Origin of the sequence: Winogradskyella costae, from assembly GCF_013403865.1 — a bacterium.
Taxonomy (GTDB): domain Bacteria; phylum Bacteroidota; class Bacteroidia; order Flavobacteriales; family Flavobacteriaceae; genus Winogradskyella; species Winogradskyella costae.
Map to the genome: position 1 here is coordinate 235,277 of NZ_JABFDK010000001.1, position 23,938 is coordinate 259,214.

Below are 23,938 nucleotides of genomic sequence, written 5' to 3' on the forward strand. Positions count from 1 at the left end.
ACTTAGAGTTCGGTTAGATTGTGTTTATATTTTTATTGAATTTGAGTCTCTTCTGCGAATTTCCATTGAGAAATTCCACCTTTAAGATCATATATTTTTTTGAATCCTGCATCTTTCATCTTTTGAGCGCATTTAGCACTTCGACCTCCAGATTGACAATACAATATCACCGGTTTATCTTTATCTAATTTTATAATATCATCATCAAAAGTAGGAGACATAAAATCTATATTTTGCGCATTAGCAATGTAACCACCTTCATATTCTTTGGGCGTTCTTACATCAATTAATTGCACCTCTTCTAACTCTAAAATAGATTGCATCTCCTGAGCTGTTATAAGCTTTATTTCTGCGTCCGCCGAGCTACTATCTATACAACTTGTGCTAACCCCTAAAGTTAACAATAAACAACATAATACAAATACTCTATTCATTATCGTAGGTTTAAAAAATTACTGGTTATGAGTAACCTCGCCTTGCCATTCGTTAAAACCACCCAAAAGGTTGTAAGCGTTTTCAATTTCTAGCTGATTCATAATAGTACAAGCTTGTCCGCTTCTATTGCCAGACTTACAATACACATAATAGTTTTTTGTTTTATCTAGTTCTTCTACTTCGGAAATAAAACCTTGCCCTTTAAATATATCTATATGAATTGCATTAGGAATCATCCCTAAATCAATTTCATCTTGTGTTCTAACATCTAAAACAACTGCATTATCGTCTGCTTCGAGTTGCTTTGTCCATTCTTCTTGTGATAAATCAGCCATTCTTTGTTCTTAATTTTTAGCAAAATTAACATTCCATTATGATATAGACGTAAAAAATTCAGAAGTGTTACATTTCAGATTGATTTTTTAACATATCTCACCAATATTGTAGGAATCTACTGTAATATATTAGTCATTCTTTCCATTTGACGCATTCTCGTACTCTAATCTTTTAATTTTGATGGATAAATACTTATTTAAATATAACTCTTCAATCCTTTTTTTAGTACATCATTTCTTAAAATCACAGCTCTATAGAATATCGAGAATTATAAATTTAACAAAACATTAATTTCAGGTTTTAATAAAACACATACATTTGTATATACAATTGTTGTACATGAAAGAATTAAATGACATACTAAAAACAAATATAGATTTACCGGTCTCAAGAGCGACAGTCATAAATATTTTCCACACCACAACATGGATGAAAGACGATTTGTTAGTGGAGCTAAAACCTTTTGATTTATCCCTAGAGCAATTTAATGTCCTTAGGATCTTAAGAGGACAGCATGGAAATGCCATAAACTTACAAGACATACAAGAACGTATGGTAAGCAAAATGAGTAACACCACAAGACTGGTTGATAAGCTAATAAAGAAAAATTTTGTAGAACGAACTATTTGTAAAGCTAATAGAAGAAAAGTAGAGATTATTATTACAGATATAGGGTTAAACACCTTAAAAACAATAGACCCAATTATAGACCAAACAGAAAAGAACATCACAAGAAATTTGACTCAAGAAGAGTTGATACAATTGAATACCCTTTTAATAAAACTTAAAAACAAATAATTATGAAAAACAAAAATTCGAAAATCGCCATGCTATTAATTTTAGCATTATCATTTATGTCTTACACAATCTTAAAAGACAAAACCGTAAAAGTTGAGGAAAGCTCAGTAATTTGGAAGGGTTATAAAGTTGGTGGAGAACATACCGGAACAATTGACTTAAAAAACGGTTCATTAACTTTTAATGGAAAAGATTTAACAGGAGGAAACTTTACTATCGACATGACGACTCTTGGTAGCACAGATCTTGATGGAGAATACAAACAAAAATTAGATGGTCACTTAAAATCTGACGATTTCTTTGGTGTAGAAGAATTTTCGACTGCAACTTTAGACATTACATCCGTTACTGGTAAAGATGGAGATTTCAACGTAAAAGCGAACATTACTATTAAAGGAAAGACAGAAGCTATTTCTTTTCCAATGCTAATTAAAGATAATACAGCGACTGCAACTTTGAAGATTGATAGAACAAAACATAATATTACCTATAAGTCGCCATCATTATTAGAGACTTTAAAAGATAAAGCCATTTATGACGAATTTGACCTAAACGTAACGCTTAAGTTCTAATCCTTAATAAGAAACTGAGTAAGCTTTAAATTTAGATTCCTGTTTTCGTAAAATTTACGGTAACAGGAATCTTTTTTTCCTAAAGTGTTTGAAATCCGAAATTTGATTTCTATCTTTGAAGTTCAAATGAAAATAAATACAAATCATACTTGGTGGTGGAATTTCTCAAACTTACGTTCGTGAACTAATCCTTGGTATGTTATACTTATATAAAAAAAGGCTTGTCATTCACGACAAGCCTTTTTTAATTTAACACAGCTTCAGAAGCTGTTATATTGAAACGCATCTCTGCTTTAAGAGATATCAAATTGAATTTGACATAAAATGAAAACATTTAGTTTAAACACACATTATAAAAAAATATTAGCAGACACTATTACGCCAGTTAGTATCTATCTTAAAATTAGAGATAAATTCCCGAATAGTATTCTGTTAGAGAGTAGTGATTACCATGCAAACGACAACAATTTTTCATATATCTGCTGCAATCCTATAGCCTCTATAAAGGTTGAAGGAAACACTATTTCTCAAACTTTTCCTGATGGAAGCACTAAAAGTAATCTTGTTGAAACCGTAGGTGTTGTTGAAGAAATTCACAAATTCACACAGCGTTTTAAAGTAGATGCTAACGAAAACTTCAAATTTATAAACAACGGTATTTTTGGCTACACAGCTTATGATGCAGTAAAATATTTTGAAGACATCGAAATTTCAAAAAAAGACAATTCTGTTTCTATTCCAGAAATATATTATGCTGTTTATCAAAACATCATTGCTATAGATCATCAAAAAAATGAAGCGTATATTTTTGCGCATTGTTTTCATAGCGACAATAACATTAACGACATATTACAATTAATCCAAACTAGACAATACGCTTCTTACGATTTTAAACCGAAGGGAGATATTGAATCTAATCTTACCGATGAAGAGTATAAAGCAAACGTAGAATTGGCAAAAAAACATTGTGGTCGCGGAGATGTTTTTCAATTGGTACTATCTAAGCAATTTTCGCAACAATTTAGTGGAGACGAGTTTAATGTTTACAGAGCCTTAAGAAGTATTAACCCTTCCCCTTACCTCTTCTATTTTGATTACGGAAATTTTAAAATATTTGGCAGCTCACCAGAAGCACAATTAGTAGTTAGTGATGGTAAAGCTGAAATTCATCCAATTGCTGGTACGTTTAAGCGAAGTGGAAATGACCTTAAAGACGCGCAATTAGCTGAAGAATTAATAAAAGACGACAAAGAAAACAGTGAGCATGTGATGTTAGTTGACTTGGCAAGAAACGACCTAAGTAGAAACGGAAGCAATGTTACTGTTGAAAACTATAGAGAGGTTCAATTCTTCTCTCACGTTATTCATTTAGTAAGCAAAGTTACAGGTACAATTCACAAAAACACCGACACCATGCAAGTGGTTGCAGACACATTTCCTGCTGGTACATTAAGTGGAGCCCCAAAGCATAAAGCCATGCAATTGATAGAGAAGTATGAAAAAACAAGCAGAGGTTATTATGGTGGAGCTATCGGTTTTATGGATTTTAGTGGTAATTTCAATCATGCCATTATGATTAGAACATTTTTAAGTCAGAATCATAAATTATTTTGGCAAGCAGGAGCCGGATTAGTTGCAAAATCCAATCCTGAAAGTGAATTACAAGAAGTTTATAATAAGCTCGGTGCTTTAACAAAAGCGATTGAACAGGCTGAGGAAATTTGAGTTAGCTGTCATTCCTGCATAAGCAAGAATCTATTTAAAAAATTGAAGTATAATTAAAAAGATTCCCATTTGCATGGGAACATTAAGATGAAAAAAATATTAGTTATAGATAATTACGACAGTTTTACTTATAATCTCGTTCATTATTTAGAAGATTTAGATTGTGAAGTCACTGTAAAACGAAACGATAAATTAACCATAGAAGAAGTCGATGCTTTTGATAAAATTGTGTTATCACCAGGACCAGGAATCCCAGACGAAGCTGGTTTATTAAAACAAATCATTGCAACTTACGCACCTACAAAAAGTATTTTAGGAGTTTGTTTAGGGCAACAAGCTATTGGCGAAGTTTTCGGTGGCACCTTAGAAAATTTAGATAATGTATACCATGGTGTGGCAACACATGTTACACTTTCGGTTGATGATGAATCACTTTTTAACGGTTTAGATAACTCATTTGAAGTGGGCAGATACCATTCTTGGGTGGTTAATCCTAATTTACCAGATGTTTTAGAAGCTACCTCTTTTGACGAAAATGGACAAATAATGTCTTTAAGACATAAGGTTTATGATGTTAAAGGTGTGCAATATCATCCTGAATCTGTTTTAACTCCTGATGGAAAAAAGATTTTAGAGAATTGGGTAAACAGTAAGAAGTGAGAAGTGAGAAGTGAGAAGTGAGAAGTGAGAAGTGAGAAGTGAGAAGTGAGAAGTGAGAAGTGAGAAGTGAGAAAAAATTAAAATATAATTTGGGAAGAATACAATAATTAGTAAAAATTAATGTCCCAAATTTCGACATCGTCGGAAACATCAAAAATCAGAAATAATGAACGAAAGAACGAAGATGCGAGGCGTAGCCTCAAGCACAAGTTCTGAAAGCGAATTTTGCTTTAGCAAATGCTTTGCATTCACGAATTTCTTATTGAAAAAATATAAATCAATGAGTAATTCCTATTTTTGATTGTGATTTTTGGTTCGTTTATTCGATGATGTTATTTTATGGAGCTCATGATGTGCTTCGCAATTGCATCAAGGCAAATGAGCAGAGAAAGAATATAATTTAGAGGAAAGTAATTAAAAACAGATTCCCACTGTAGTGGGAAGTAACCATGAAACAACTACTAAACAGACTCATTAACCAAGAAAGCATCTCAAGTGAAGAAGCAAAAAACGTCTTGGTTAACATATCTGAAGGAAAATACAATCAAAGTCAAATAGCATCGTTTTTAACCGTTTATATGATGCGAAGTATCACCACGGAAGAACTTCGCGGATTTAGAGATGCGTTATTAGAATTATGTATTCCTGTAGATTTAGATAACTACGAGACAATCGATTTATGCGGAACCGGAGGTGACGGCAAAGACACTTTTAATATTTCAACCTTATCATCTTTTGTTACAGCAGGTGCAGGAGTTCACGTTACAAAACATGGTAATTACGGAGTCTCTTCGGCATGTGGGTCTTCAAATGTTATGGAATACTTAGGTATCAAATTCACTAACGATCCCGACTTTTTAAAACGAAGTATTGATGAGGCTGGTATTTGCGTCTTACATGCTCCACTATTTCATCCTGCTATGAAAAATGTGGCTCCCATTAGAAAAGAATTAGGTGTAAAAACATTTTTCAACATGTTAGGACCAATGGTAAATCCTGCATTTCCAAAAAACCAAATGGTCGGTGTATTTAATCTTGAATTGTTGAGATTATACAGTTATTTGTATCAAGAAACGGATAAAAACTATGCGATTGTACATGCTTTAGATGGTTATGATGAAATCTCATTAACCGGAAAAACAAAAGTAATTTCTAATACATCAGAAACCTTATTTGAACCGCATAATTTAGGTGTGAATCAAATCCAACAATCCGAAATTTTTGGAGGAAACAGCGTAAAAATGGCAGCAGAAATTTTTAAAAGTGTCATCAATTACCAAGGTACTGAAGCGCAGCATAATGTGGTGTGTGCCAACGCTGGCTTGGCCATTGCTACGGTCAAACAAATTTCACATAACGAAGGTTTTGAATTGGCCAAAGAATCGCTAATGAGTGGAAAAGCAAAGCAAACTTTAGATAAACTTATTGAACTAAGTAAATGAACATTTTAGACAAAATAGTTATAGACAAACGCAAGGAGGTTAATCTAAAAAAAGAATTAATTCCTATTCAAGCTTATGAACAACTCCCTTATTTCGGAATGGAAACAAGGTCATTGTCAAAAAAATTAAGAGCAAGTCAGACTGGTATTATTGCCGAATTTAAACGCAAGTCACCTTCTAAATCCATTATAAATGACATTGCTTTGGTTGAAGATGTTGCCATTGGTTACGAAAACGCAGGAGTATGCGGTATGTCTATTTTAACAGACGAGATTTACTTTGGTGGTTCCATGGACGATTTAATGATTGCTAGAGAAAATTGCGAATTGCCTTTGCTGCGAAAAGAATTTATTATTGATGAATATCAAATTATAGAAGCCAAAGCCATTGGTGCAGATGCTATTTTATTAATTGCAGCCATATTAACTAAAGCAGAGATTAAACAGTTCTCTGAATTAGCCAAAAGTCTCAATCTCGATGTGTTATTAGAAGTCCATAACGAAGACGAATTACACAAGTCCATTATGCCTTCTTTAGATATGTTAGGTGTGAATAACAGAAACTTAAAAACATTTGAAGTCAGTTTAGACATCTCAAAACAATTAAGTGCATTGATACCAAATGATTTTGTCAAAGTATCAGAATCAGGTATTAGTTCTGTGGACGCCATCAAAGAATTACAGCCTTATGGTTACAAAGGTTTTTTAATCGGCGAAAACTTTATGAAAACAGATAATCCAGGAGCAAGTGCGACTCAATTTATAAAAAACCTCGCAGGGTTATAAAACCTAGCAGGTCTAAAATGGAAAAAAGAAACAAATTAATTTTAACGTCACGTCGAGTGATTTTTGACGTACGAAAAAATGGTATCGAGAAGAATGAATAGATTCCTGCCTTCGCAGGAATGACAAGAATTAAACAAAGAACGTTAAGTGACCTTCAAGGTTTCAAAACCTTGTAGATCTTAATACATAATAATTTAAAAAAGTCGAACGCGTGATGAGATTCCCGCTTTCGCTAGAATATATGAAACTAAAAGTCTGTGGCATGAAATATAAAGACAATATCCAAGCTGTTGCTAACCTGCAACCAGACTATTTGGGCTTTATATTTTATGATAAATCAGCTAGACATTTTGATACTACGATTCCTGAATTGCCAAAAACCATTAAAAAGGTTGGTGTTTTTGTGGATGAGGAATTAGAAACTGTACAAGAGATTATTAAGAGATTTAACTTGCAAGCCGTTCAACTTCATGGTCACGAATCCCCTGAATATTGCGCTGCGATAAATGAAGTTGAAGTCATAAAGGTCTTTAGCATTAAAGATGAATTCAACTTTGAGGTGCTTCAACCTTTTGAAGATGTCTGTGATTATTTCTTATTTGATACTAAAGGGAAATTACCAGGCGGAAATGGTTACACGTTCAATTGGAATGTATTAGAACAGTATCCGTCAGCCAAACCGTATTTTTTAAGTGGTGGTATTGGTGTAGATGAAATCGAAAAAATAAAACATTTTAAAGAAAGTTTGGCTTCAAAGTATTGTTACGCTATTGACATGAATAGTAAATTTGAAATTGAACCAGGATTGAAGAATATTAAAGAATTAGAAAAGTTTATAACTCATCTGTCATTCCGCACGTGAGCGGAATCCACAATGAAAATCAAAATTAATAGATTCCTGCCTTCGCAGGAATGACAAAGGATTATGAAAAACACATACAAGATTAACGAAAAAGGGTATTACGGAGAATTTGGTGGAGCATACATTCCAGAAATGCTCTATCCAAATGTAGAAGAATTACGTCAAAACTATTTAAAAATAATGGCCGAACCTTCGTTTCAAGAAGAGTTCAATCAGCTTTTAAGAGATTATGTTGGTCGCCCTTCTCCCCTCTATTTCGCGAAACGTCTTTCTGAAAAATATAACACTAAAGTTTATTTAAAACGAGAAGATCTCAATCATACAGGTGCTCATAAAATCAATAACACGATTGGTCAAATCCTTATGGCACAACGTTTGGGTAAAAAGAGAATTATTGCCGAAACAGGAGCCGGCCAACACGGTGTGGCAACAGCAACTGTTTGTGCCTTAACAGGAATTGAATGTGTGGTATATATGGGCGAAATTGATATTGCGCGTCAAGCTCCAAATGTTGCTAGAATGAAAATGTTAGGTGCCAAAGTGGTTCCTGCATTATCCGGAAGTCGTACGTTAAAAGATGCAACTAATGAAGCTATACGCGACTGGATTAATAACCCAGTGGATACACATTATATTATTGGTTCTGCTATTGGACCTCATCCATATCCTGACATGGTGACCCAATTTCAATCTATAATTTCCGAAGAAATAAAATGGCAATTAAAAGAAAAAGAAGGTAGAGAAAACCCTGATTACGTCGTCGCTTGTATTGGTGGAGGAAGTAATGCTGCAGGAACGTATCATCACTTTCTAGATAATGAAGATGTTGGTATTATTGCTGTAGAAGCTGCTGGAAAAGGCATTCATTCGGGTGAAAGTGCAGCGACGTCTGTATTAGGTAAAGAAGGGATTATTCACGGTTGTAAAACACTGTTAATGCAAACCAAAGATGGACAAATTACAGAACCTTATTCTATTTCTGCAGGACTCGATTATCCTGGTGTTGGCCCTTTACATTCGCATTTGTATAAAACTGGTCGTGGTGAATTTTATTCGGCAACCGACGATGAAGCCATGACATCTGGTTTAGAATTAACAAAGTTGGAAGGTATTATTCCTGCCATTGAAAGTTCTCATGCTTTGGCTATTTTTAAACATAAAATCTTTAAACCAAGTGATGTTGTGGTGATCAGTTTATCTGGTCGAGGTGATAAGGATTTACAGAATTATATCGATTATTTTAAGCTTTAGAAATTGAAATTAAATTCGAAAATGAAGTTGAGTGTTTATTTTTGATTACATTCTATAGTTTTTATTAAGAACTCGCCTAAGAGCTCCTCTCGGTAATTTTTAATCTAAAAATATTTGGATCCTTAGTAGCCTTAGGCGGACAATTTTACTATTCAAGAATTTGGCTTTTTCAATTTGTCATTTGAAATTTTAAGCAATACATTTACAGTTACCAATTATTTATATCTACAATATGTCTGAAACGGTTTTAGAGCTCAAAGATGCTACAATTTATCAAGGAGACAGTATGGTGCTGTCTAAGGTGAATTTTGAAATGAAAAAAGGAGATTTCGTCTATCTTATTGGTAAAACGGGAAGTGGAAAAAGTAGTTTCATGAAAACACTTTATGGAGATTTACAGTTAACTGAAGGTGAAGGCTCAATTGTAGATTTCAACTTAAAAACCATGAAGGAGAAAGACATTCCGTTTTTAAGACGAAAATTGGGTATTGTGTTTCAAGATTTTAAATTACTTCCAGATCGTACGATTATCGGAAACTTAGAATTTGTATTAAAGGCTACAGGTTGGAAAGAAAAAGACCGAATTAAAGACCGAATTGATGTTGTTTTAGATAAAGTTGCCATGAAAACCAAAGGCTTCAAATATCCACATGAGCTTTCTGGTGGAGAACAACAACGAATTGCTATTGCACGTGCCTTATTAAATGATCCTGAATTGATATTAGCAGATGAACCTACCGGAAATTTAGATCCTCAAACTAGTATTGAAGTCATGGAAGTGCTTCAAGACATCAACAAAAACGGAAACACCATCTTAATGGCCACTCACGATTACGCTTTGCTTTTAAAATATCCAAGCAAAACATTGAAGTGCGACGAAAACAAAGTCTTTGAAGTTGTACAGCGTAAGAATTAAATTCTAAATGCAACGCTCTTAAGTTCTTTATTAACTTTTGTAAAACCTTATGATCTCTGTATTAATTCCTGTTTATAATTATAATATTTCAGAACTCGTTTCCGAAGTACATAGGCAGTTAACCACTTCAGAAATCCCTTTTGAAATATTATGTTACGATGACTGCTCTAACAATATAGAGTTTCAAGACTACAACAATGGTATAAATACACTTTTACACTGTGAGTATCATATTCTGCCAAAGAATATTGGACGAAGCGCCATAAGGAATAAGCTCGCTCAAAATGCAAAATACGATTGGTGCCTTTTTCTAGATGCAGATGTCATGCCAAAAAATGACAATTTTATTCATTCTTACCTTAAATCTATTGCTGAAGATTCGGAAGTTATTTATGGAGGTATTTTATATCAGGAAGAACGCGTAGATGATGCACAACTCTTACGATGGATTTATGGTAATAAACGGGAAGCCTTATCAGCCAATGAACGTCAAAAGAACATCCATTTAAGTTTTTTAACCTTAAGTTTCTTAATACATAAACGTATTTTTAATACCGTCCGTTTTAACGAAGAGATACCTAATTTAAGACATGAAGACACCTTGTTTTCATATAATTTAAAACAGGCTAATATCAGAATAGAACATATAGAAAATCCTGTTTATCATCTTGGCCTTGAAGACAGCAAGACTTTTTTAAAGAAATCATTAGACTCCGTTGAAGCGATAAATCTATTTATCAATCAAGATTTATTGCCTTCTAATTATACGAGAATTACAAATATTTACTCTAAAATTAAGAACAACATTATTTCTAAAATATTAGCTTATACATATTATAAGTATGATAAAGCTTTCAAAAAGAATTTACTCGGCAAAGCCCCTTCACTGCTAATTTTTGACATATACAGATTAAGCTATTATTGTACTTTAAAATCGAAAAGTTAAATGGCATTTTTCTCTGTAATTATATCGGTTTACAATAAGGAAAAACATATTCAACATACCATTGACAGTGTTCTGACTCAAAGTTTCATTGACTTCGAGGTTATTATTATTAACGATGGCTCTACAGACAAGAGTGAAGACATTATAAACCGCTTTAATGACCAACGGATAAAACTTCTATCCATCAAAAATCAAGGAGCTTCAAATGCCAGAAATACAGGAATAAAAGCAGCAACCTCTGATTATATTGCCCTTTTAGATGGAGATGACATTTGGGAAACATCGTATTTACAATACATGTACGATGCCATCCGTAAATTTCCTGAAATAAAAGTTTTCACCGTTGGTATTGCTCAAAAATATGATCATAAAGTTGTTCCTGTACCGTACAGCTTTAAACAAACTGAACTTTATGGTATTCATAATTACTTTAAAGCCAGTAAGAGATACACACTTATTACAAGTTCTAGTGTTGTTTTTAAGAAATCCGCTATAGAAAAAAGTGGTGTTTTCGATACCTCACTTATTACAGGAGAAGATACGGATATGTGGATTAGATTCGGACTTCATTTTGAGATCCTATTTATAAATAAACTTTTAGCATATTATAATTACGATGCCTATAGCCTATCTAACAGAACCTTTGATTTGGAAAAAAAGCCAAATTTTGACACTTATTTTGAGCAGGAAAAAAATAATCGCTTTTTAAAAGGTTTCTTAGATCGCAACAGATACTCATTGGCTATATTAAGTAAGTTACAGGGTGATAAAAAGAATTTCTTGTATTACACATCGCATCTAGACACGAATAATATCAGTATAAGACAACGTTTGCTTCTTAAATCTCCAAAATGGCTACTTCAGCTTCTGCTTAAATTAAAATCTTTAATAGGAGAACACTTAGTTTACCCTGAAAACTGATTTATAAAATCATCATATTTTCTTATATATTCAACTTCATCATATTCTGTTGAAGCTAACACTAGACACACGGAACCTGAAGAAAAATTATCTATCTCCCTCCAAATATGTGTAGGTATATACAAGCCTTGATTAGGTTTATTAAGCATAATTCGTTTTTTGATTTTACCGTCGTCTACAACAACCTCGAAACTTCCACTTAAAGCAATGATTAAAGATTGTTGCTCTTTATGTGCGTGGCCACCTCTGCTACTTTCAGTCGGCACATCGTACAAATAATAGACACGTTTTATTACAAATGGAATGGATTTTTTTTCTATAACTGCTAAAAAACCACGCTCATCATGTACCTTAGGAATATCTATTAATTTAACGTTATTTAGAGTATTCATCTTTATTTATTACTTTAAAATTATTTGCCATTGTTTTGCAATATTTTCTTCTGAAAAATGTGCAACACTAGCTTTAGAATTCTGTTTACAATGTAAGTATAAATTTTTATCTTCAAAAAGACGATTCATCGCATCTGCTAATGCATCTGGATTGTAATTTTCTATTAAAAGACCATTGTGATTATTTTGAATAATTTCATTCGGTCCAGATTTGCAATTTACTGAAATCACAGGAGTGCCTAATGCCAAAGATTCTATAATAGATCTAGGAAAACCTTCGTACCTACTAGTTAATACTGTTAATAACGCTGATTTAACTACCGCAGAGGGATTTGGATTGTAACCTAAAAACTCTATAGAAGAAGCTAAGTTAAGATCTTTAGATTTCCTTATTAATTTTTCTAAATCTTTTCCGTCTCCTAAAATTTTAAGTTTAATATTTTGATTTGGTAATTTTGATTTTGAATAGCCTTCTAATAACAATGAAATATTTTTAACATCGTCATCTAGACGTCCAAAAAATAATATATAATCCTCATTAGTTTTTGTCGCTGTTACTTCAGACTCAAAGTTAATCGCATTATGAATAGAAGTTACATTACTCAACTCATACTCTTCTTTTACTTTTTTGGCAATAGCCTTAGAAACACCAACAATTTTATAGGCATTACCATATATCAATTTTCCTAAAAACCGGTTCGAGTTAATGTATAAATCTACATTATAACTTCTAACACAATAAATTGTTTTCTTAGGATTGTAGATGAACTGTGAAATAATATACTCTTTTAAAGTCCCAATTCTTGTCCTATTATCAATCACATAATCAAAGTTATGCTGTTTTAAATACGCTTTTAAGATTCTTAATCTTTTAAGTCTTCCAAACGTTGTATCATTTTCGTCCTTTAACTCACCAAGATTAAGTAATTTCCCTTTATACGGAAACTCTATATCATTAAGCACACTAACGACATGGATATCAAAACCAACATCGTATAGTATTTGCGATAATAAGCCAGAAGACCGTTCTGCACCACCTTTACCCAAGGAAGAAACAACAATACAAATCTTTTTATTATTAGCTTTTATCATTAACTACTATCTTTGAGACAAATGTAACATTATAAATGAAAATTTTATTGGTTGGCGAATATAGTAGACTTCATAATTCTTTAAAAGAAGGATTAGAGCACTTTAACTATAATGTAACTATTGTAGCATTAAATGATGGCTTTAAAAATTACGCTGTTGATTTACCAATCCTTAAAAAATATGAAAATGGGCCTTTAAAAAAAATTAAGAATTTGATTTATAGATTCACTAAAATTGATCTAGAATCGCTTCAGATAAAAAAACAGATTATAACACTCAAACCAAAAATTAGTAATTTTGACATCGTACAATTTATAAATGAATCTTCGTTTGGCTGCTCTCCACATATAGAAAAAGATATATTTAACTTAATTTCTAATTGGAATAAAAAAGTGTTTTTATTGTCTTGTGGCATAGATTATATAAGTCTAAAATATGCCCATAACAACATGCTAAGGTACTCATATCTCGATCCGTTTTTAAATGGAAAAGAACAATTATCGCCTAGTTATGGGTTTAAGTTTTTACAATCAGATTTTAAAAAGCTCCATCAGCATATCTATAAATCAATTGTCGGAGTCATCGCGTCAGATTTAGATTATCATTTACCCTTATTGAATCATCCTAAATATTTAGGACTCATTCCAAATCCGATAAACACGGAACAATTAGAATTTAAACCCTTAAAAATTGACTCTAAAATTGTCATATTTCACGGTATAAATTCACATAACTATTACAAAAAAGGTAATGATATTTTTGAAGAAGCATTAGCCATTATAAATCAAAAATATGCTGATAAAATAAAAATTGTAACGGTGAGAAGCTTGCCTTATAATGAATACATAAAATCCTATAACGAAGCACATATAATGCTCGATCAAATATATGCTTACGACCAAGGATTTAATGCTCTGGAAGCTATGTCCAAAGGAAAAGTCGTCTTTACAGGTGCAGAAAAAGAGTGGTTAGAGTATTATAATATTAAAGAAGATACAATTGCAATAAACGCTTTGCCAGATGCTAAAAGTATTGCCAATAAATTAGAATGGTTAATTCTTAATCCTAAAAAAATTACTGAAATTTCGATACAAGCTAGACGTTTTGTTGAAACGCATCATAATTATAAAACTTGTGCTGAGAATTATCTAAAAACGTGGCAAAAACATATTTAAAAACTATTCCGTTTTTGAAGCTGTTTGATTATAATAGTCTCTAATTACAAAAACTACAATTATGAAGTAAATAATATATCGCACAAAATGAGCGATTACAATACCTTCAGTACCATAATATTGAATAAATACTTTTGAGAGCACAAAAAATAATACTAATGAAATTATTTCAGTGATTACAAAACTTTTTACTAAACGTTTGGCTAAAAACTGATGTGATAACACTAAGGCTCCTAATCTTATAAAATCACCCAACAATTGCCACTTAAATAAAGGTTCCATACCTGTGAAATCTGGGTAAATAAACATTATAATATAGTCTCTCAAAAAATAAACTAATAACATTCCTAAAGCAAAAATCGGTAAAATCGTTTTATAAATATTTAAAACTTCAATCTTAAACTCTTGCTTATTATGGATGCTTGCAAATTTTGGCAACACATATAGTGTAAACAATCCTGTAGCGAATACCATATAGTTTTTTGAAATAAACGTAATGGCTGTCCAATAACCTGCTTCATTAATATTTAATTCATCGGTAACTAAAGTTCTTATGTTCAATTCAATATAATTCAACAAAAATGTAGAAATAAACGACATTAAGGTAAATGCTAATAATTTATTTTTATAGATAAGATTAAGACTTAAAGACTTAAACTTTACATAAATTTTTAAAGTTTTTCCGAAGACAAAAGCCAAGACAATTAATTGAATTACTGGCGCCATGGCAATAGCTATAATAACACCTTTTAATTCTGAATTATATAAGCCTACAACAAGAGCAACCGTTGCTAAAAGATAACTTATCAACTCAATTTTAGCATAGCGTTTATAATCTGACAAACCACTTACAATAGCATTGGCAACTCTACCAATAGCAATAAAAGGTACAATAACAGCAAAAATCTGAAAAATATAAATGAATTCTTGAGTCTGAAAAAGGTAATCGGAAAAGAAAGCCGCACCAAAAAATAAAACAGCGCCAGAAACAACCGAACCAATTATTGCAAAAACAGTAACGGTAGAAAATATTTTAGAAAGTTCTGGCTGATTGTTTTTAAATTCAGCGACATACTTCACCACACCATTAAAGGTACCTAGAGTAGAAGTACTAGTAAGCATTGCTAAAACATTCCTTACTTGACCAATACTTGCATAGCCAGCTTCTCCAACAGTGACAGAAAGTAAACGCTGAATAATTGCAGAAACGATTAGCCTAATAGTAATCACCACAGCATTTAGAGAGGTAATTTTAAGCACTACATTGCTACTAATAAATTTTGGGATTTTCACGTATTTCTTTTTAATAGTCTTCTATACTATCTTCATTAATTACACCAAACAAAGAACTACTAAAGAGTAACAATATTATTCCGAAGTACATAAAATAACTCAAGCAATGCCCCATCACGGCTCCCTGTAGTCCAAATTCATCAATAAGATAAATACTAGAAAAGTATATCATTATAAATAAGAAAACCTCTAAAATTAAAAAGTGTGCAAACATCTTTTTAGCTAAAAACTGGTAGGCAATCACCATAGAAAGTACACGGGCAATATCTCCTAATATTTGGTAACCAAATAATCCTTCTACAGGTCTAAAATCTTCAGTGAACAATAAGTTTATTAACAGAGACCTGCTTAAATAAATAATTAAGAGTAATACTAAAAACGCAGGCATAATACTTTTATAGAAACTAAATACTTCCTTTCTAAAATCGCGTCGTGAATGAATTTCAGAAAAACGAGGTAATATATAAAGTGCCGTCAATGAATTAATAAACATTAAATAATAATCAGACACTCTAGTCATCGCAGTCCAATGTCCGGCGGCTTTAATACCAACTTCATCAATAAGATAGTTCCTAATTAGAATCATTACAATTGGGATTGCGATAGCACTTACCAATGCCATAATCATATAAGGACTTAATTTCTTTAAGACCGACAGACTTATTTGTGTAATCTTCACAAACGACATTAAATTTCTTCTAAACGCTATACCAACTATTGTAATCAATAAATTAAGCGCAGGAGTGATAACTATCGCTAACAATGCACCATCTATGTTTTCTTGATAGATAAGAATTAACGTTACTAAAAGTCCGAGAATTTGACCTAGAATATTTATAAGCAATAAGTATTTATGCTTAGAAAACCCATTCATAATCGAAAAGGTAAACATGTTCAAAGCATAAAAAGGTAATATTATACTAAGCGTTCTAATAATATATGCATAGTTGTAGCTCGAAGAAAAAATAGTATCATTGATAAACTGAGCATTGTAATAACATAAAAAAGCTAAAGATATAGAGGTGAAAAAACCTAGATAAAAGACGGTAGATAAGATTTTTGAAAGCGCAACTGAATCATTTTTAACCTGACTTACAAATTTCACAACGCCTTTATAAAGTCCTGAAATAGATAAAGATTGCAAAAAGCTCATAAAGTTGCGCAAATTACCAATAAGTGCCATGCCTTGCGGACCAATGTACACAGCTATAAACTTAGAAATTAAAATACCTGCTAAAATTCTAAGACTAATATTGGCTAAATTTAGACTTGCCGCCTTTACTAATACTTCGTTATTTATGTAATTAAAAAATTTTTTCAATTAATATGTATTTAAAGTCGAAATAACCGACTGAATATCTTTATCAATCATCACAGGGCTCATAGGCAAACTTATAATTCTTTGATGAATCTTCTCAGTAAGCGGAAGATTAACATAAGAAAAACACCGTAAGGCTTCTTGTTGATGTGGTGGAACGGGGTAATGAATTAACCATTCTATACTATTTGCATCTAAAAATTTTATAAAATCAGCTCTGTCATCAACTTCAATAACAAAAGCATAAAACACATGATTCATAGAACCATCATAATGTGGCAATTTTAATTTTGGGTTTTTAATACCTTTTAAGTAAGCCTTAGCAATTTCTCTACGTCTTTCATTATCGCCATCTAAGCACTTCAGTTTTAGGCTTAAAAATGCAGCTTGCATATCATCCAAACGACTATTAAAACCAATAATATTATTAGTGTACTTTTTTTCACTGCCGTAATTACGCAATAACTTTATAATATTAGCTAATTCTGAATTGTCAGTTGTAACGGCACCACCATCACCAAGTGCTCCCAAATTTTTGGTGGGATAAAAACTAAATGCTGCTGCATCAGATAAATTTCCGGCTTTTCTTTCATTTAAATCTGAAATTGCCCCATGGGCTTGAGCTGCATCTTCAAATAAAAGCAGATTAAAATCTTTAGCTAGCTTTTGCAATTCTTCTACCTTTGCGAGTTGCCCATACAAATGCACCATAATAATTGCCTTAGCATCCACAAAAACAGCCTTATCTGTATCGACAGAAATCGTATATGTATATGGATCTGGCTCTACCAAGATAGGAACTAAATCAGCATGTATTACTGATAAAATGGTTGCTATAAATGTATTTGCAGGCACAATTACCCGATCTCCTTTTTTTAGTTTACCGAGTTCTACATAACCTTTTAATATTAAAGTTAAGGCATCTAACCCATTACCAGTGCCAATACAAAATTTTGTACCACAATAATTAGCAAATTCATTTTCGAAAGTAGTAACATTATTTCCTAGAATAAAATGTGCATCGTCTAAAGATCTAGCAAACGACTCTTGAAGCACGTCTCTAAAACGATTATTGATTTTATATAAATCTAAAAACTTAATCATAAATTTAAAAATTGAAAGGACATAACTCTCTTTGTGCAACTAACTAGTCAGTTAAACCTGTGAAATATAAAACAACAATTGATTAAATTAAAACTTTAATTAACTAGATTTCAAGAACCTTCTAAAATCTCCCTTTTTAACCTGTTATTAAGTACTTAGATTTACATCAAAGAAAAACAAAAGACTTAGACTTTTGGTATCTCTAAAACTTTATGACTAGCCGTTTCTAAAAGATAAGTATTGGCTGTATAACTCCGTGCGCCGCAGCTTTCTTTCCAAAATATGAGGCCTTCATTAATTTTATTTCCGTTGTCTTCACTAGATATATTGAAATCAAAATAGCGCTTATCGTCGCACATCTTATTTATTATAAAATCATAAGCCAAATCGAGACTACCGTATGCATTTTTATCAGCATTACCAGACACATATTGAGGATGCACAGTGGTTTTAGTTAAAAAAACGGTTGATCCTGCAACAACTTTACCGTCCTTATAGATGTTGACCTGTTTGATATTCTCTGGAAAACGCATAACCAATAATTCTATTTCTTCTAAAGAATGGACTGGTTTTACACCGTGTTTCTTATCTAGATTTGGTATTAAAACTGAATTCCAAAACTCGCTAAAATTCTTATCTACTTTAAGTTCTAGTCCAGATCTTAAAGCTTTATTGATACCTTCTCTTCTATTTTTTTGAAAACGTAATTTATGAGCATAATCAATGACCATTAACACATCTTTTTTTAATAATTGTGCGTTAGCTTTATACAGGAAGTAGTCTAATTCATCTGCTGGCATACTATTATAAAACGTGGGTATCACTTTTATTTCGAGTTGCTTAATCCCTTCTAATTCATAAAAAGCAAGCATCGCTTTAAAAGCCTCAAAAGCATAAAAGAATTTAGATTTATCTTGAAGCACAAAGCTCCCATAAGTTAGGCCTTGATGAGAAATTACTTTATCCTCAACAATGTTTGCAGGAAATAACGCATACAACTGATCATCTTTATAGATCATTATTGAAAAATCCTCAAAACGATCATTGTGATAATCCATAAAACCACGTTGAAACAAGAATGTCGCATTCTTAGCCTCTTTCACAAACGCATCCCATTCCGATTGTAAGCTAGAGTGATATTTTTTTACTGAGAAAATGATATTGGCTATTTAGTTAGACACTAAAGTAAGCAAAAAACTATGAGTTAAGTTTATTAATATTGAGTAATTATTAAAGCGCAAAAAAATAACAAACCACATTATAAGTAAAACCTAATGAGTTTTCAGAAAGTATATTTTCTTGAGTTTTGAAAACAAAAAAAGAGAAACACTTTTCAGTGTTTCTCTTTTCAAAATATATAATAAATCTTAGTATATTATATTTTATTACGCTTACGATCTGTTTCTTTTAAATAGATTTTACGTAATCTTAAAGAGTTTGGCGTTACTTCTACATACTCATCTTTTTGAATATATTCCAAAGCTTCTTCTAAAGAAAACTTAATTGCAGGTACAATTTTAGCTTTATCATCTGCTCCAGAACTACGTACATTACTTTGCTTTTTAGCTTTTGTAATGTTTACAGACATATCATCTTGACGAGAGTTCTCTCCAATAACTTGTCCTTCATAAATACTTTCTCCTGGCTCAACAAAGAACTTACCTCTATCTTGTAATTTATCAATTGAATAAGGAATCGCTGTTCCGTTTTCCATAGAGATTAAAGATCCTGAAATACGTCCTGGAATATCTCCTTTAAGCGGTTGGTATTCCTTGAAACGGTGTGCCATAATTGCCTCACCAGCTGTTGCTGTTAGTAATTGGTTACGTAAACCAATAATACCACGAGAAGGAATCATAAACTCACAAATCATACGCTCACCTTTAGTTACCATACTTAGTAACTCACCCTTACGCTTAGTAACAAACTCTACAGCTCTACCAGATACGGTTTCAGGAAGGTCAATTGTTAATTCTTCAATTGGCTCACATTTCACACCATCAATTTCCTTGATGATTACTTGTGGTTGTCCAATTTGTAATTCATAACCTTCACGACGCATGGTTTCGATTAATACCGATAAGTGTAATACACCACGACCAAAAACCATAAATTTATCAGCACTACCAGTTTCCCCTAACTTAAGCGCTAAGTTTTTCTCTAATTCTTTTTCTAAACGATCTTTAATATGACGAGACGTTACAAATTTTCCGTCTTTACCAAAGAAAGGTGAATCGTTAATTGTAAATAACATACTCATTGTTGGCTCATCTATTGCAATAGATTTTAAACCTTCAGGATTTTCTAAATCAGAAACAGTATCTCCAATCTCGAAACCTTCAACACCAACAAGCGCACAAATATCTCCAGTTTCAACTCTCTGAACCTTCTTACGTCCCAAGCCTTCGAAAATGAATACCTCTTTAATTCTACTTTTTACTATTGAACCATCTCTTTTTACTAAAGCGATTTGTTGTCCTTCTTCAATATTTCCTCTTTGTACACGCCCAATTGCAATACGACCGGTAAAAGAAGAGAAATCCAATGATGTAATTAACATCTGTGTTGTTCCTTTCTCAAATTCAGGTGTAGGTACATGCTCAATTACCATATCTAATAATGGCTCAACATTGGTAGTTTCATTTCTCCAATCATCACTCATCCAGTTGTTCTTTGCAGAACCGTAAACGGTTGGGAAATCTAACTGCCATTCTTCTGCACCAAGTTCAAACATTAAGTCAAAAACTTTTTCGTGTACTTCATCAGGCGTACAGTTTTCTTTATCAACTTTATTTACAACCACACAAGGTTTTAAGCCTAAATCAATTGCTTTTTGTAATACAAAACGTGTTTGTGGCATTGGCCCTTCAAATGCATCTACCAATAACACAACACCATCAGCCATGTTTAATACACGCTCTACTTCACCACCAAAATCGGCGTGACCGGGAGTATCAATGATATTAATCTTTGTATCTTTGTATACAACAGATACGTTTTTAGATGTAATAGTGATCCCACGTTCACGTTCTAAATCATTGTTATCCAGGATTAAATCTCCTGTATTCTCGTTTTCACGAAATAATTGACAATGGTACATTATCTTATCTACCAATGTTGTTTTACCGTGATCTACGTGTGCAATAATTGCAATATTTTTAATCTTAGTCATAACTGATGCTGATTTTTAAGCGTGCAAATGTACGTTTAATTCTCGTTTTTTCGTTAATAATATGTTATTATTTCATCCCCAAATAATCTGAAGTGGTATCTTACGTTATATTATTGATTAACAGCGTAAAGCCTACCCTTAAAAACCAGCCGCTAATTGGGCAATTACAACTGCATTTTGCAGATTAATCTAAACTCTAAAAAATAGAACAGATGCATACCCTTAACAAATATACCAAGTTTATTCCTTATCTCTATTTTTTGTCGGTAATTGTATATTGGTTTACCACAATAAATAGAATTGACAGCATTTCGGCCTATCCAATATTATTATTTGGCGCCCCCTTTTTATGGCAACTCATTAAGCCAAGCAGAAAATTAAATTTCTCTTTAGGAATTATTTTTTCTTGTCTATCGTCTTATTTAATCTTAGCATATTTATTTGATTTACTTCATATCATTCATTGGACAGAAACATCTAAAAAACTTTTGTTTTACGGAGGCCTTTTAGTTGTCGGGAATTTTGTAATGTCGCTATGGATTATTCGAAACAGTATTAGAAGAGTGTTTTAATTGTATACACAAGAATTTAATTAGCGGATTACTACTAGCCCACCTCACACCAATTTACAAAGATGCAAAACATTCTAATTTGAAACTTAATATCCTTCAATCATAGTTTTATCTAAACATACATAATCGTATCTTTGTACCTTAACAATTTAAGCCTAAAACTTTGATTACAATTCCAAAATTAAAACACACAGATTCCAATAACTTCTTTCTACTTTGTGGCCCATGTGCTATTGAAGGTGAAGATATGGCATTGCGTATTGCTGAAAAAGTCATAAAAATTACAGATAAACTTGAAATCCCTTACGTTTTTAAAGGCAGTTTCAAGAAAGCAAACCGAAGTCGAATTGATAGTTTTACAGGTATTGGAAACGAAAAAGCTTTAAAAATTCTTAGAAAAGTTTCTGAGACTTTTGATGTGCCAACAGTGACTGATATCCATGAAGCATCTGATGCTGCAATGGCTGCAGAATATGTCGATGTTTTACAAATTCCGGCATTTTTAGTTAGACAAACGGATTTAGTGGTTGCTGCTGCTGAGACTGGTAAAGTTGTTAATTTGAAAAAAGGACAATTTATGAGTCCTGAAGCAATGAAGCATGCGGTTCAGAAAGTAAAAGATGCTGGTAACGAACACGCGTGGATTACGGATAGAGGAACCATGTTTGGATACCAGGATATGATTGTCGATTTTAGAGGTATTCCTACTATGAGACAATACGCGCCAACAGTTTTGGATGTTACACATTCACTACAACAGCCCAATCAAAGTATTGGTGTTACCGGTGGACGACCAGATATGATTGAAACTATTGCAAGAGCAGGAATTGTAAATAATGTAGATGGTTTATTTATTGAAACCCATTTTGACCCTGCAAATGCCAAGAGTGATGGGGCTAACATGTTGCATTTAGATAATTTAGAAGGATTGCTGACTAACTTGGTTGCGATTAGAAAAACAATAAATAGTTTATAACATCAATTTGAATAAAGCCATAGACATACGACCAGCAACGCTAGAGGACATCCCAAAAATTATAACGCTTTTTAGAGATACCATTAGTCATATTAATAAGAAACATTATTCTGAAAAACAGATTACAGCATGGTCTTCTAGTGCTGACAGCATTGAAGAATGGGAAAAACGAATCGCTAAATTCTATTTTATTATAGCTGAAATTGAAAATAATATGGTTGGTTTTGCCTATTTAAAGAACGGCAATTACTTAGAAGGCTTATTTGTACATACAGAGTATCAGCGAAAAGGTATCGGCTCAAAATTACTGCGAATTATAGAATCTCAAGTGATGATGAATGATTTTGAAGTTTTAAAATCAGACGTCACTAAAACAGCTTTACCTTTTTTTGATAATAAATATTTTGAAGTTCTAAAAAAACAAAATAAGACTATTAAAGGTGTTGGCTTCGAGCATTTCTTAGTTGAAAAGCAATTTTAATCATTATTGTAAAACAACAATTATTGAGTAAAGGCTTTTAAAAATCTAATGATTTTTAAAAGCCTTTACTCCTGCTTTAATTTCTAAATTTATATAATTAACGTTAGGTACAATAGGACAAGAGTACTTTTCATTATAGGCACACATCGGATTATAGGCAGAATTAAAATCTATTTCTATTGCATTGCCATCTGGAATTTCTAAATCTATATAACGACCGCCACCATAAGTTGTATATCCATTAGTATGATCTAAAAAAGGTAAGAATAAATAATCTTCAAAACCTTCCTTTTGCATCAGCTCCTCACCTTGATAAACATTTAATTGATGAGATTCTCCTTTTAATTCAAAAGTTATAATTCCTAAGACGCGCTCTTTAGACAAACGAGCTGTGCTTGTTTTCATATAAAACCACTCGCTGTTTGGAGTACGTTTTAAAGTAGCAGTTACAATAAAAGTAGAATCATAAGGAAAGAAATCTAATCCTTCAAACGATTTTAAATCTTTCGACTTCAAAGGAGATTTAGAAGCATCTTTAAATTCATTATTCATTTTCTCCTGAAAAGGAGTTTCATATTTTAAAACCTTTTTTTCCTGGTTACAACCAAAACACAACAGAACCGTGATTAAAACTATTAAAACGCGCATACTTTTCAAGATTTAAACTTCAAAAATACAACATATAGAATTTCATTTTACTTTTATGAGATATTT

Annotated in this window: 25 protein-coding genes; 15 read left to right on the forward strand and 10 right to left on the reverse strand. The window is 32.2% G+C overall.

Translation table 11 applies throughout. From position 1 onward, the window contains the following. Positions 1-32 precede the first annotated feature (32 nt). On the reverse strand, positions 33-434 hold the full coding sequence (locus tag HM986_RS00985; RefSeq protein WP_179333219.1) for a rhodanese-like domain-containing protein: 402 nt from the start codon (positions 432-434) through the stop codon (positions 33-35). An 18-nt stretch (positions 435-452) separates the two neighbouring features. Then, positions 453-770: a rhodanese-like domain-containing protein gene (locus HM986_RS00990; RefSeq protein WP_179333220.1), complete on the reverse strand. Its 318-nt coding sequence runs from the start codon at positions 768-770 to the stop codon at positions 453-455. A 340-nt stretch (positions 771-1,110) separates the two neighbouring features. On the opposite strand from HM986_RS00990, the gene HM986_RS00995 reads away from it, so the two are divergent. From HM986_RS00995 to HM986_RS01045, 11 genes are all read left to right on the forward strand, one after another. After that, positions 1,111-1,569 (forward strand): MarR family winged helix-turn-helix transcriptional regulator, encoded by a 459-nt coding sequence (locus tag HM986_RS00995; RefSeq protein WP_179333221.1) that lies wholly within the window; start codon positions 1,111-1,113, stop codon positions 1,567-1,569. A gap of 2 nt (positions 1,570-1,571) precedes the next feature. Then, positions 1,572-2,141 carry a YceI family protein gene (locus tag HM986_RS01000; protein WP_179333222.1) on the forward strand — a complete coding sequence of 190 codons (570 nt, stop codon included), beginning with the start codon at positions 1,572-1,574 and terminating at the stop codon, positions 2,139-2,141. 324 nt (positions 2,142-2,465) lie between these two features. Then, entirely contained in the window at positions 2,466-3,866 is a 1,401-nt protein-coding gene (locus HM986_RS01005) for an anthranilate synthase component I family protein (protein WP_179333223.1), read from the forward strand. A gap of 87 nt (positions 3,867-3,953) precedes the next feature. Continuing rightward, positions 3,954-4,526 (forward strand): anthranilate synthase component II, encoded by a 573-nt coding sequence (locus HM986_RS01010; RefSeq protein ID WP_179333224.1) that lies wholly within the window; start codon positions 3,954-3,956, stop codon positions 4,524-4,526. 449 nt (positions 4,527-4,975) lie between these two features. Next, positions 4,976-5,968, forward strand: a complete 993-nt coding sequence (gene trpD, locus HM986_RS01015; RefSeq protein ID WP_179333225.1) for an anthranilate phosphoribosyltransferase — start codon at positions 4,976-4,978, stop codon at positions 5,966-5,968. Beyond that, complete coding sequence (gene trpC / locus HM986_RS01020; RefSeq protein ID WP_179333226.1) at positions 5,965-6,753, forward strand: indole-3-glycerol phosphate synthase TrpC; 789 nt, start codon at positions 5,965-5,967, stop codon at positions 6,751-6,753. The genes trpD and trpC overlap by 4 nt, the downstream gene beginning before the upstream one ends. 241 nt (positions 6,754-6,994) lie before the next feature. Then, complete coding sequence (locus HM986_RS01025; RefSeq protein WP_179333227.1) at positions 6,995-7,615, forward strand: phosphoribosylanthranilate isomerase; 621 nt, start codon at positions 6,995-6,997, stop codon at positions 7,613-7,615. A gap of 63 nt (positions 7,616-7,678) precedes the next feature. After that, positions 7,679-8,866, forward strand: coding sequence for a tryptophan synthase subunit beta (gene trpB, locus HM986_RS01030; protein ID WP_179333228.1), 1,188 nt, complete (start codon positions 7,679-7,681; stop codon positions 8,864-8,866). Between the two features lie 232 nt (positions 8,867-9,098). Continuing rightward, positions 9,099-9,782: a cell division ATP-binding protein FtsE gene (locus HM986_RS01035; RefSeq protein WP_179333229.1), complete on the forward strand. Its 684-nt coding sequence runs from the start codon at positions 9,099-9,101 to the stop codon at positions 9,780-9,782. Positions 9,783-9,831: 49 nt separating this feature from the next. Then, positions 9,832-10,728, forward strand: a complete 897-nt coding sequence (locus tag HM986_RS01040; RefSeq protein WP_179333230.1) for a glycosyltransferase family 2 protein — start codon at positions 9,832-9,834, stop codon at positions 10,726-10,728. After that, positions 10,729-11,649, forward strand: a complete 921-nt coding sequence (locus tag HM986_RS01045) for a glycosyltransferase family 2 protein (RefSeq protein ID WP_179333231.1) — start codon at positions 10,729-10,731, stop codon at positions 11,647-11,649. Here HM986_RS01045 and HM986_RS01050 read toward each other — a convergent pair. Then, complete coding sequence (locus HM986_RS01050) at positions 11,634-12,041, reverse strand: sugar 3,4-ketoisomerase (RefSeq protein WP_179333232.1); 408 nt, start codon at positions 12,039-12,041, stop codon at positions 11,634-11,636. The two genes, HM986_RS01045 and HM986_RS01050, sit on opposite strands and share 16 nt — an antisense overlap. 9 nt (positions 12,042-12,050) lie before the next feature. Then, the gene (locus HM986_RS01055; protein WP_179333233.1) at positions 12,051-13,133 is read right to left on the reverse strand and encodes a glycosyltransferase; all 1,083 of its coding nucleotides are present in this window, start codon (positions 13,131-13,133) and stop codon (positions 12,051-12,053) included. Positions 13,134-13,168: 35 nt separating this feature from the next. On the opposite strand from HM986_RS01055, the gene HM986_RS01060 reads away from it, so the two are divergent. Further along, positions 13,169-14,308 (forward strand): glycosyltransferase family protein, encoded by a 1,140-nt coding sequence (locus tag HM986_RS01060; protein ID WP_179333234.1) that lies wholly within the window; start codon positions 13,169-13,171, stop codon positions 14,306-14,308. Between the two features lie 3 nt (positions 14,309-14,311). Here HM986_RS01060 and HM986_RS01065 read toward each other — a convergent pair whose 3' ends face one another. From HM986_RS01065 to typA, 5 genes are all read right to left on the reverse strand, one after another. Next, positions 14,312-15,601 (reverse strand): O-antigen translocase, encoded by a 1,290-nt coding sequence (locus tag HM986_RS01065; protein WP_179333235.1) that lies wholly within the window; start codon positions 15,599-15,601, stop codon positions 14,312-14,314. Positions 15,602-15,611: 10 nt separating this feature from the next. Further along, complete coding sequence (locus HM986_RS01070; protein ID WP_179333236.1) at positions 15,612-16,922, reverse strand: O-antigen translocase; 1,311 nt, start codon at positions 16,920-16,922, stop codon at positions 15,612-15,614. Further along, a complete protein-coding gene (locus HM986_RS01075; protein ID WP_179333237.1) occupies positions 16,923-18,023 on the reverse strand; it encodes a DegT/DnrJ/EryC1/StrS family aminotransferase in 1,101 nt (366 codons plus the stop codon). It abuts the gene before it with no gap. Between the two features lie 185 nt (positions 18,024-18,208). Beyond that, the gene (locus HM986_RS01080; RefSeq protein WP_179333238.1) at positions 18,209-19,081 is read right to left on the reverse strand and encodes a GNAT family N-acetyltransferase; all 873 of its coding nucleotides are present in this window, start codon (positions 19,079-19,081) and stop codon (positions 18,209-18,211) included. A gap of 317 nt (positions 19,082-19,398) precedes the next feature. Next, complete coding sequence (gene typA / locus HM986_RS01085; RefSeq protein ID WP_179333239.1) at positions 19,399-21,195, reverse strand: translational GTPase TypA; 1,797 nt, start codon at positions 21,193-21,195, stop codon at positions 19,399-19,401. Between the two features lie 212 nt (positions 21,196-21,407). Here typA and HM986_RS01090 point away from each other — a divergent pair, with 212 nt between their 5' ends. The 3 genes from HM986_RS01090 to HM986_RS01100 all read left to right on the forward strand — a co-directional run bounded on the left by HM986_RS01090 (position 21,408) and on the right by HM986_RS01100 (position 23,224). Further along, positions 21,408-21,767: a hypothetical protein gene (locus HM986_RS01090; RefSeq protein WP_179333240.1), complete on the forward strand. Its 360-nt coding sequence runs from the start codon at positions 21,408-21,410 to the stop codon at positions 21,765-21,767. A 163-nt stretch (positions 21,768-21,930) separates the two neighbouring features. Next, entirely contained in the window at positions 21,931-22,743 is an 813-nt protein-coding gene (gene kdsA, locus HM986_RS01095) for a 3-deoxy-8-phosphooctulonate synthase (protein ID WP_218841375.1), read from the forward strand. Between the two features lie 7 nt (positions 22,744-22,750). Next, on the forward strand, positions 22,751-23,224 hold the full coding sequence (locus HM986_RS01100) for a GNAT family N-acetyltransferase (protein WP_179333241.1): 474 nt from the start codon (positions 22,751-22,753) through the stop codon (positions 23,222-23,224). 45 nt (positions 23,225-23,269) lie between these two features. Here HM986_RS01100 and HM986_RS01105 read toward each other — a convergent pair whose 3' ends face one another. Then, the gene (locus tag HM986_RS01105) at positions 23,270-23,872 is read right to left on the reverse strand and encodes a DUF1684 domain-containing protein (RefSeq protein ID WP_179333242.1); all 603 of its coding nucleotides are present in this window, start codon (positions 23,870-23,872) and stop codon (positions 23,270-23,272) included. Positions 23,873-23,938: the final 66 nt, after the last annotated feature.

Coding starts and splice junctions, on each gene's coding strand:
- HM986_RS00985 (WP_179333219.1), bottom strand. CDS start 434: ATGAATAGAGTATTTGTATTATGTTGTTTATTGTTAACTTTAGGGGTT.
- HM986_RS00990 (WP_179333220.1), bottom strand. CDS start 770: ATGGCTGATTTATCACAAGAAGAATGGACAAAGCAACTCGAAGCAGAC.
- HM986_RS00995 (WP_179333221.1), top strand. CDS start 1,111: ATGAAAGAATTAAATGACATACTAAAAACAAATATAGATTTACCGGTC.
- HM986_RS01000 (WP_179333222.1), top strand. CDS start 1,572: ATGAAAAACAAAAATTCGAAAATCGCCATGCTATTAATTTTAGCATTA.
- HM986_RS01005 (WP_179333223.1), top strand. CDS start 2,466: ATGAAAACATTTAGTTTAAACACACATTATAAAAAAATATTAGCAGAC.
- HM986_RS01010 (WP_179333224.1), top strand. CDS start 3,954: ATGAAAAAAATATTAGTTATAGATAATTACGACAGTTTTACTTATAAT.
- trpD (WP_179333225.1), top strand. CDS start 4,976: ATGAAACAACTACTAAACAGACTCATTAACCAAGAAAGCATCTCAAGT.
- trpC (WP_179333226.1), top strand. CDS start 5,965: ATGAACATTTTAGACAAAATAGTTATAGACAAACGCAAGGAGGTTAAT.
- HM986_RS01025 (WP_179333227.1), top strand. CDS start 6,995: ATGAAACTAAAAGTCTGTGGCATGAAATATAAAGACAATATCCAAGCT.
- trpB (WP_179333228.1), top strand. CDS start 7,679: ATGAAAAACACATACAAGATTAACGAAAAAGGGTATTACGGAGAATTT.
- HM986_RS01035 (WP_179333229.1), top strand. CDS start 9,099: ATGTCTGAAACGGTTTTAGAGCTCAAAGATGCTACAATTTATCAAGGA.
- HM986_RS01040 (WP_179333230.1), top strand. CDS start 9,832: ATGATCTCTGTATTAATTCCTGTTTATAATTATAATATTTCAGAACTC.
- HM986_RS01045 (WP_179333231.1), top strand. CDS start 10,729: ATGGCATTTTTCTCTGTAATTATATCGGTTTACAATAAGGAAAAACAT.
- HM986_RS01050 (WP_179333232.1), bottom strand. CDS start 12,041: ATGAATACTCTAAATAACGTTAAATTAATAGATATTCCTAAGGTACAT.
- HM986_RS01055 (WP_179333233.1), bottom strand. CDS start 13,133: ATGATAAAAGCTAATAATAAAAAGATTTGTATTGTTGTTTCTTCCTTG.
- HM986_RS01060 (WP_179333234.1), top strand. CDS start 13,169: ATGAAAATTTTATTGGTTGGCGAATATAGTAGACTTCATAATTCTTTA.
- HM986_RS01075 (WP_179333237.1), bottom strand. CDS start 18,023: ATGATTAAGTTTTTAGATTTATATAAAATCAATAATCGTTTTAGAGAC.
- HM986_RS01080 (WP_179333238.1), bottom strand. CDS start 19,081: ATGGATTATCACAATGATCGTTTTGAGGATTTTTCAATAATGATCTAT.
- typA (WP_179333239.1), bottom strand. CDS start 21,195: ATGACTAAGATTAAAAATATTGCAATTATTGCACACGTAGATCACGGT.
- HM986_RS01090 (WP_179333240.1), top strand. CDS start 21,408: ATGCATACCCTTAACAAATATACCAAGTTTATTCCTTATCTCTATTTT.
- HM986_RS01105 (WP_179333242.1), bottom strand. CDS start 23,872: ATGCGCGTTTTAATAGTTTTAATCACGGTTCTGTTGTGTTTTGGTTGT.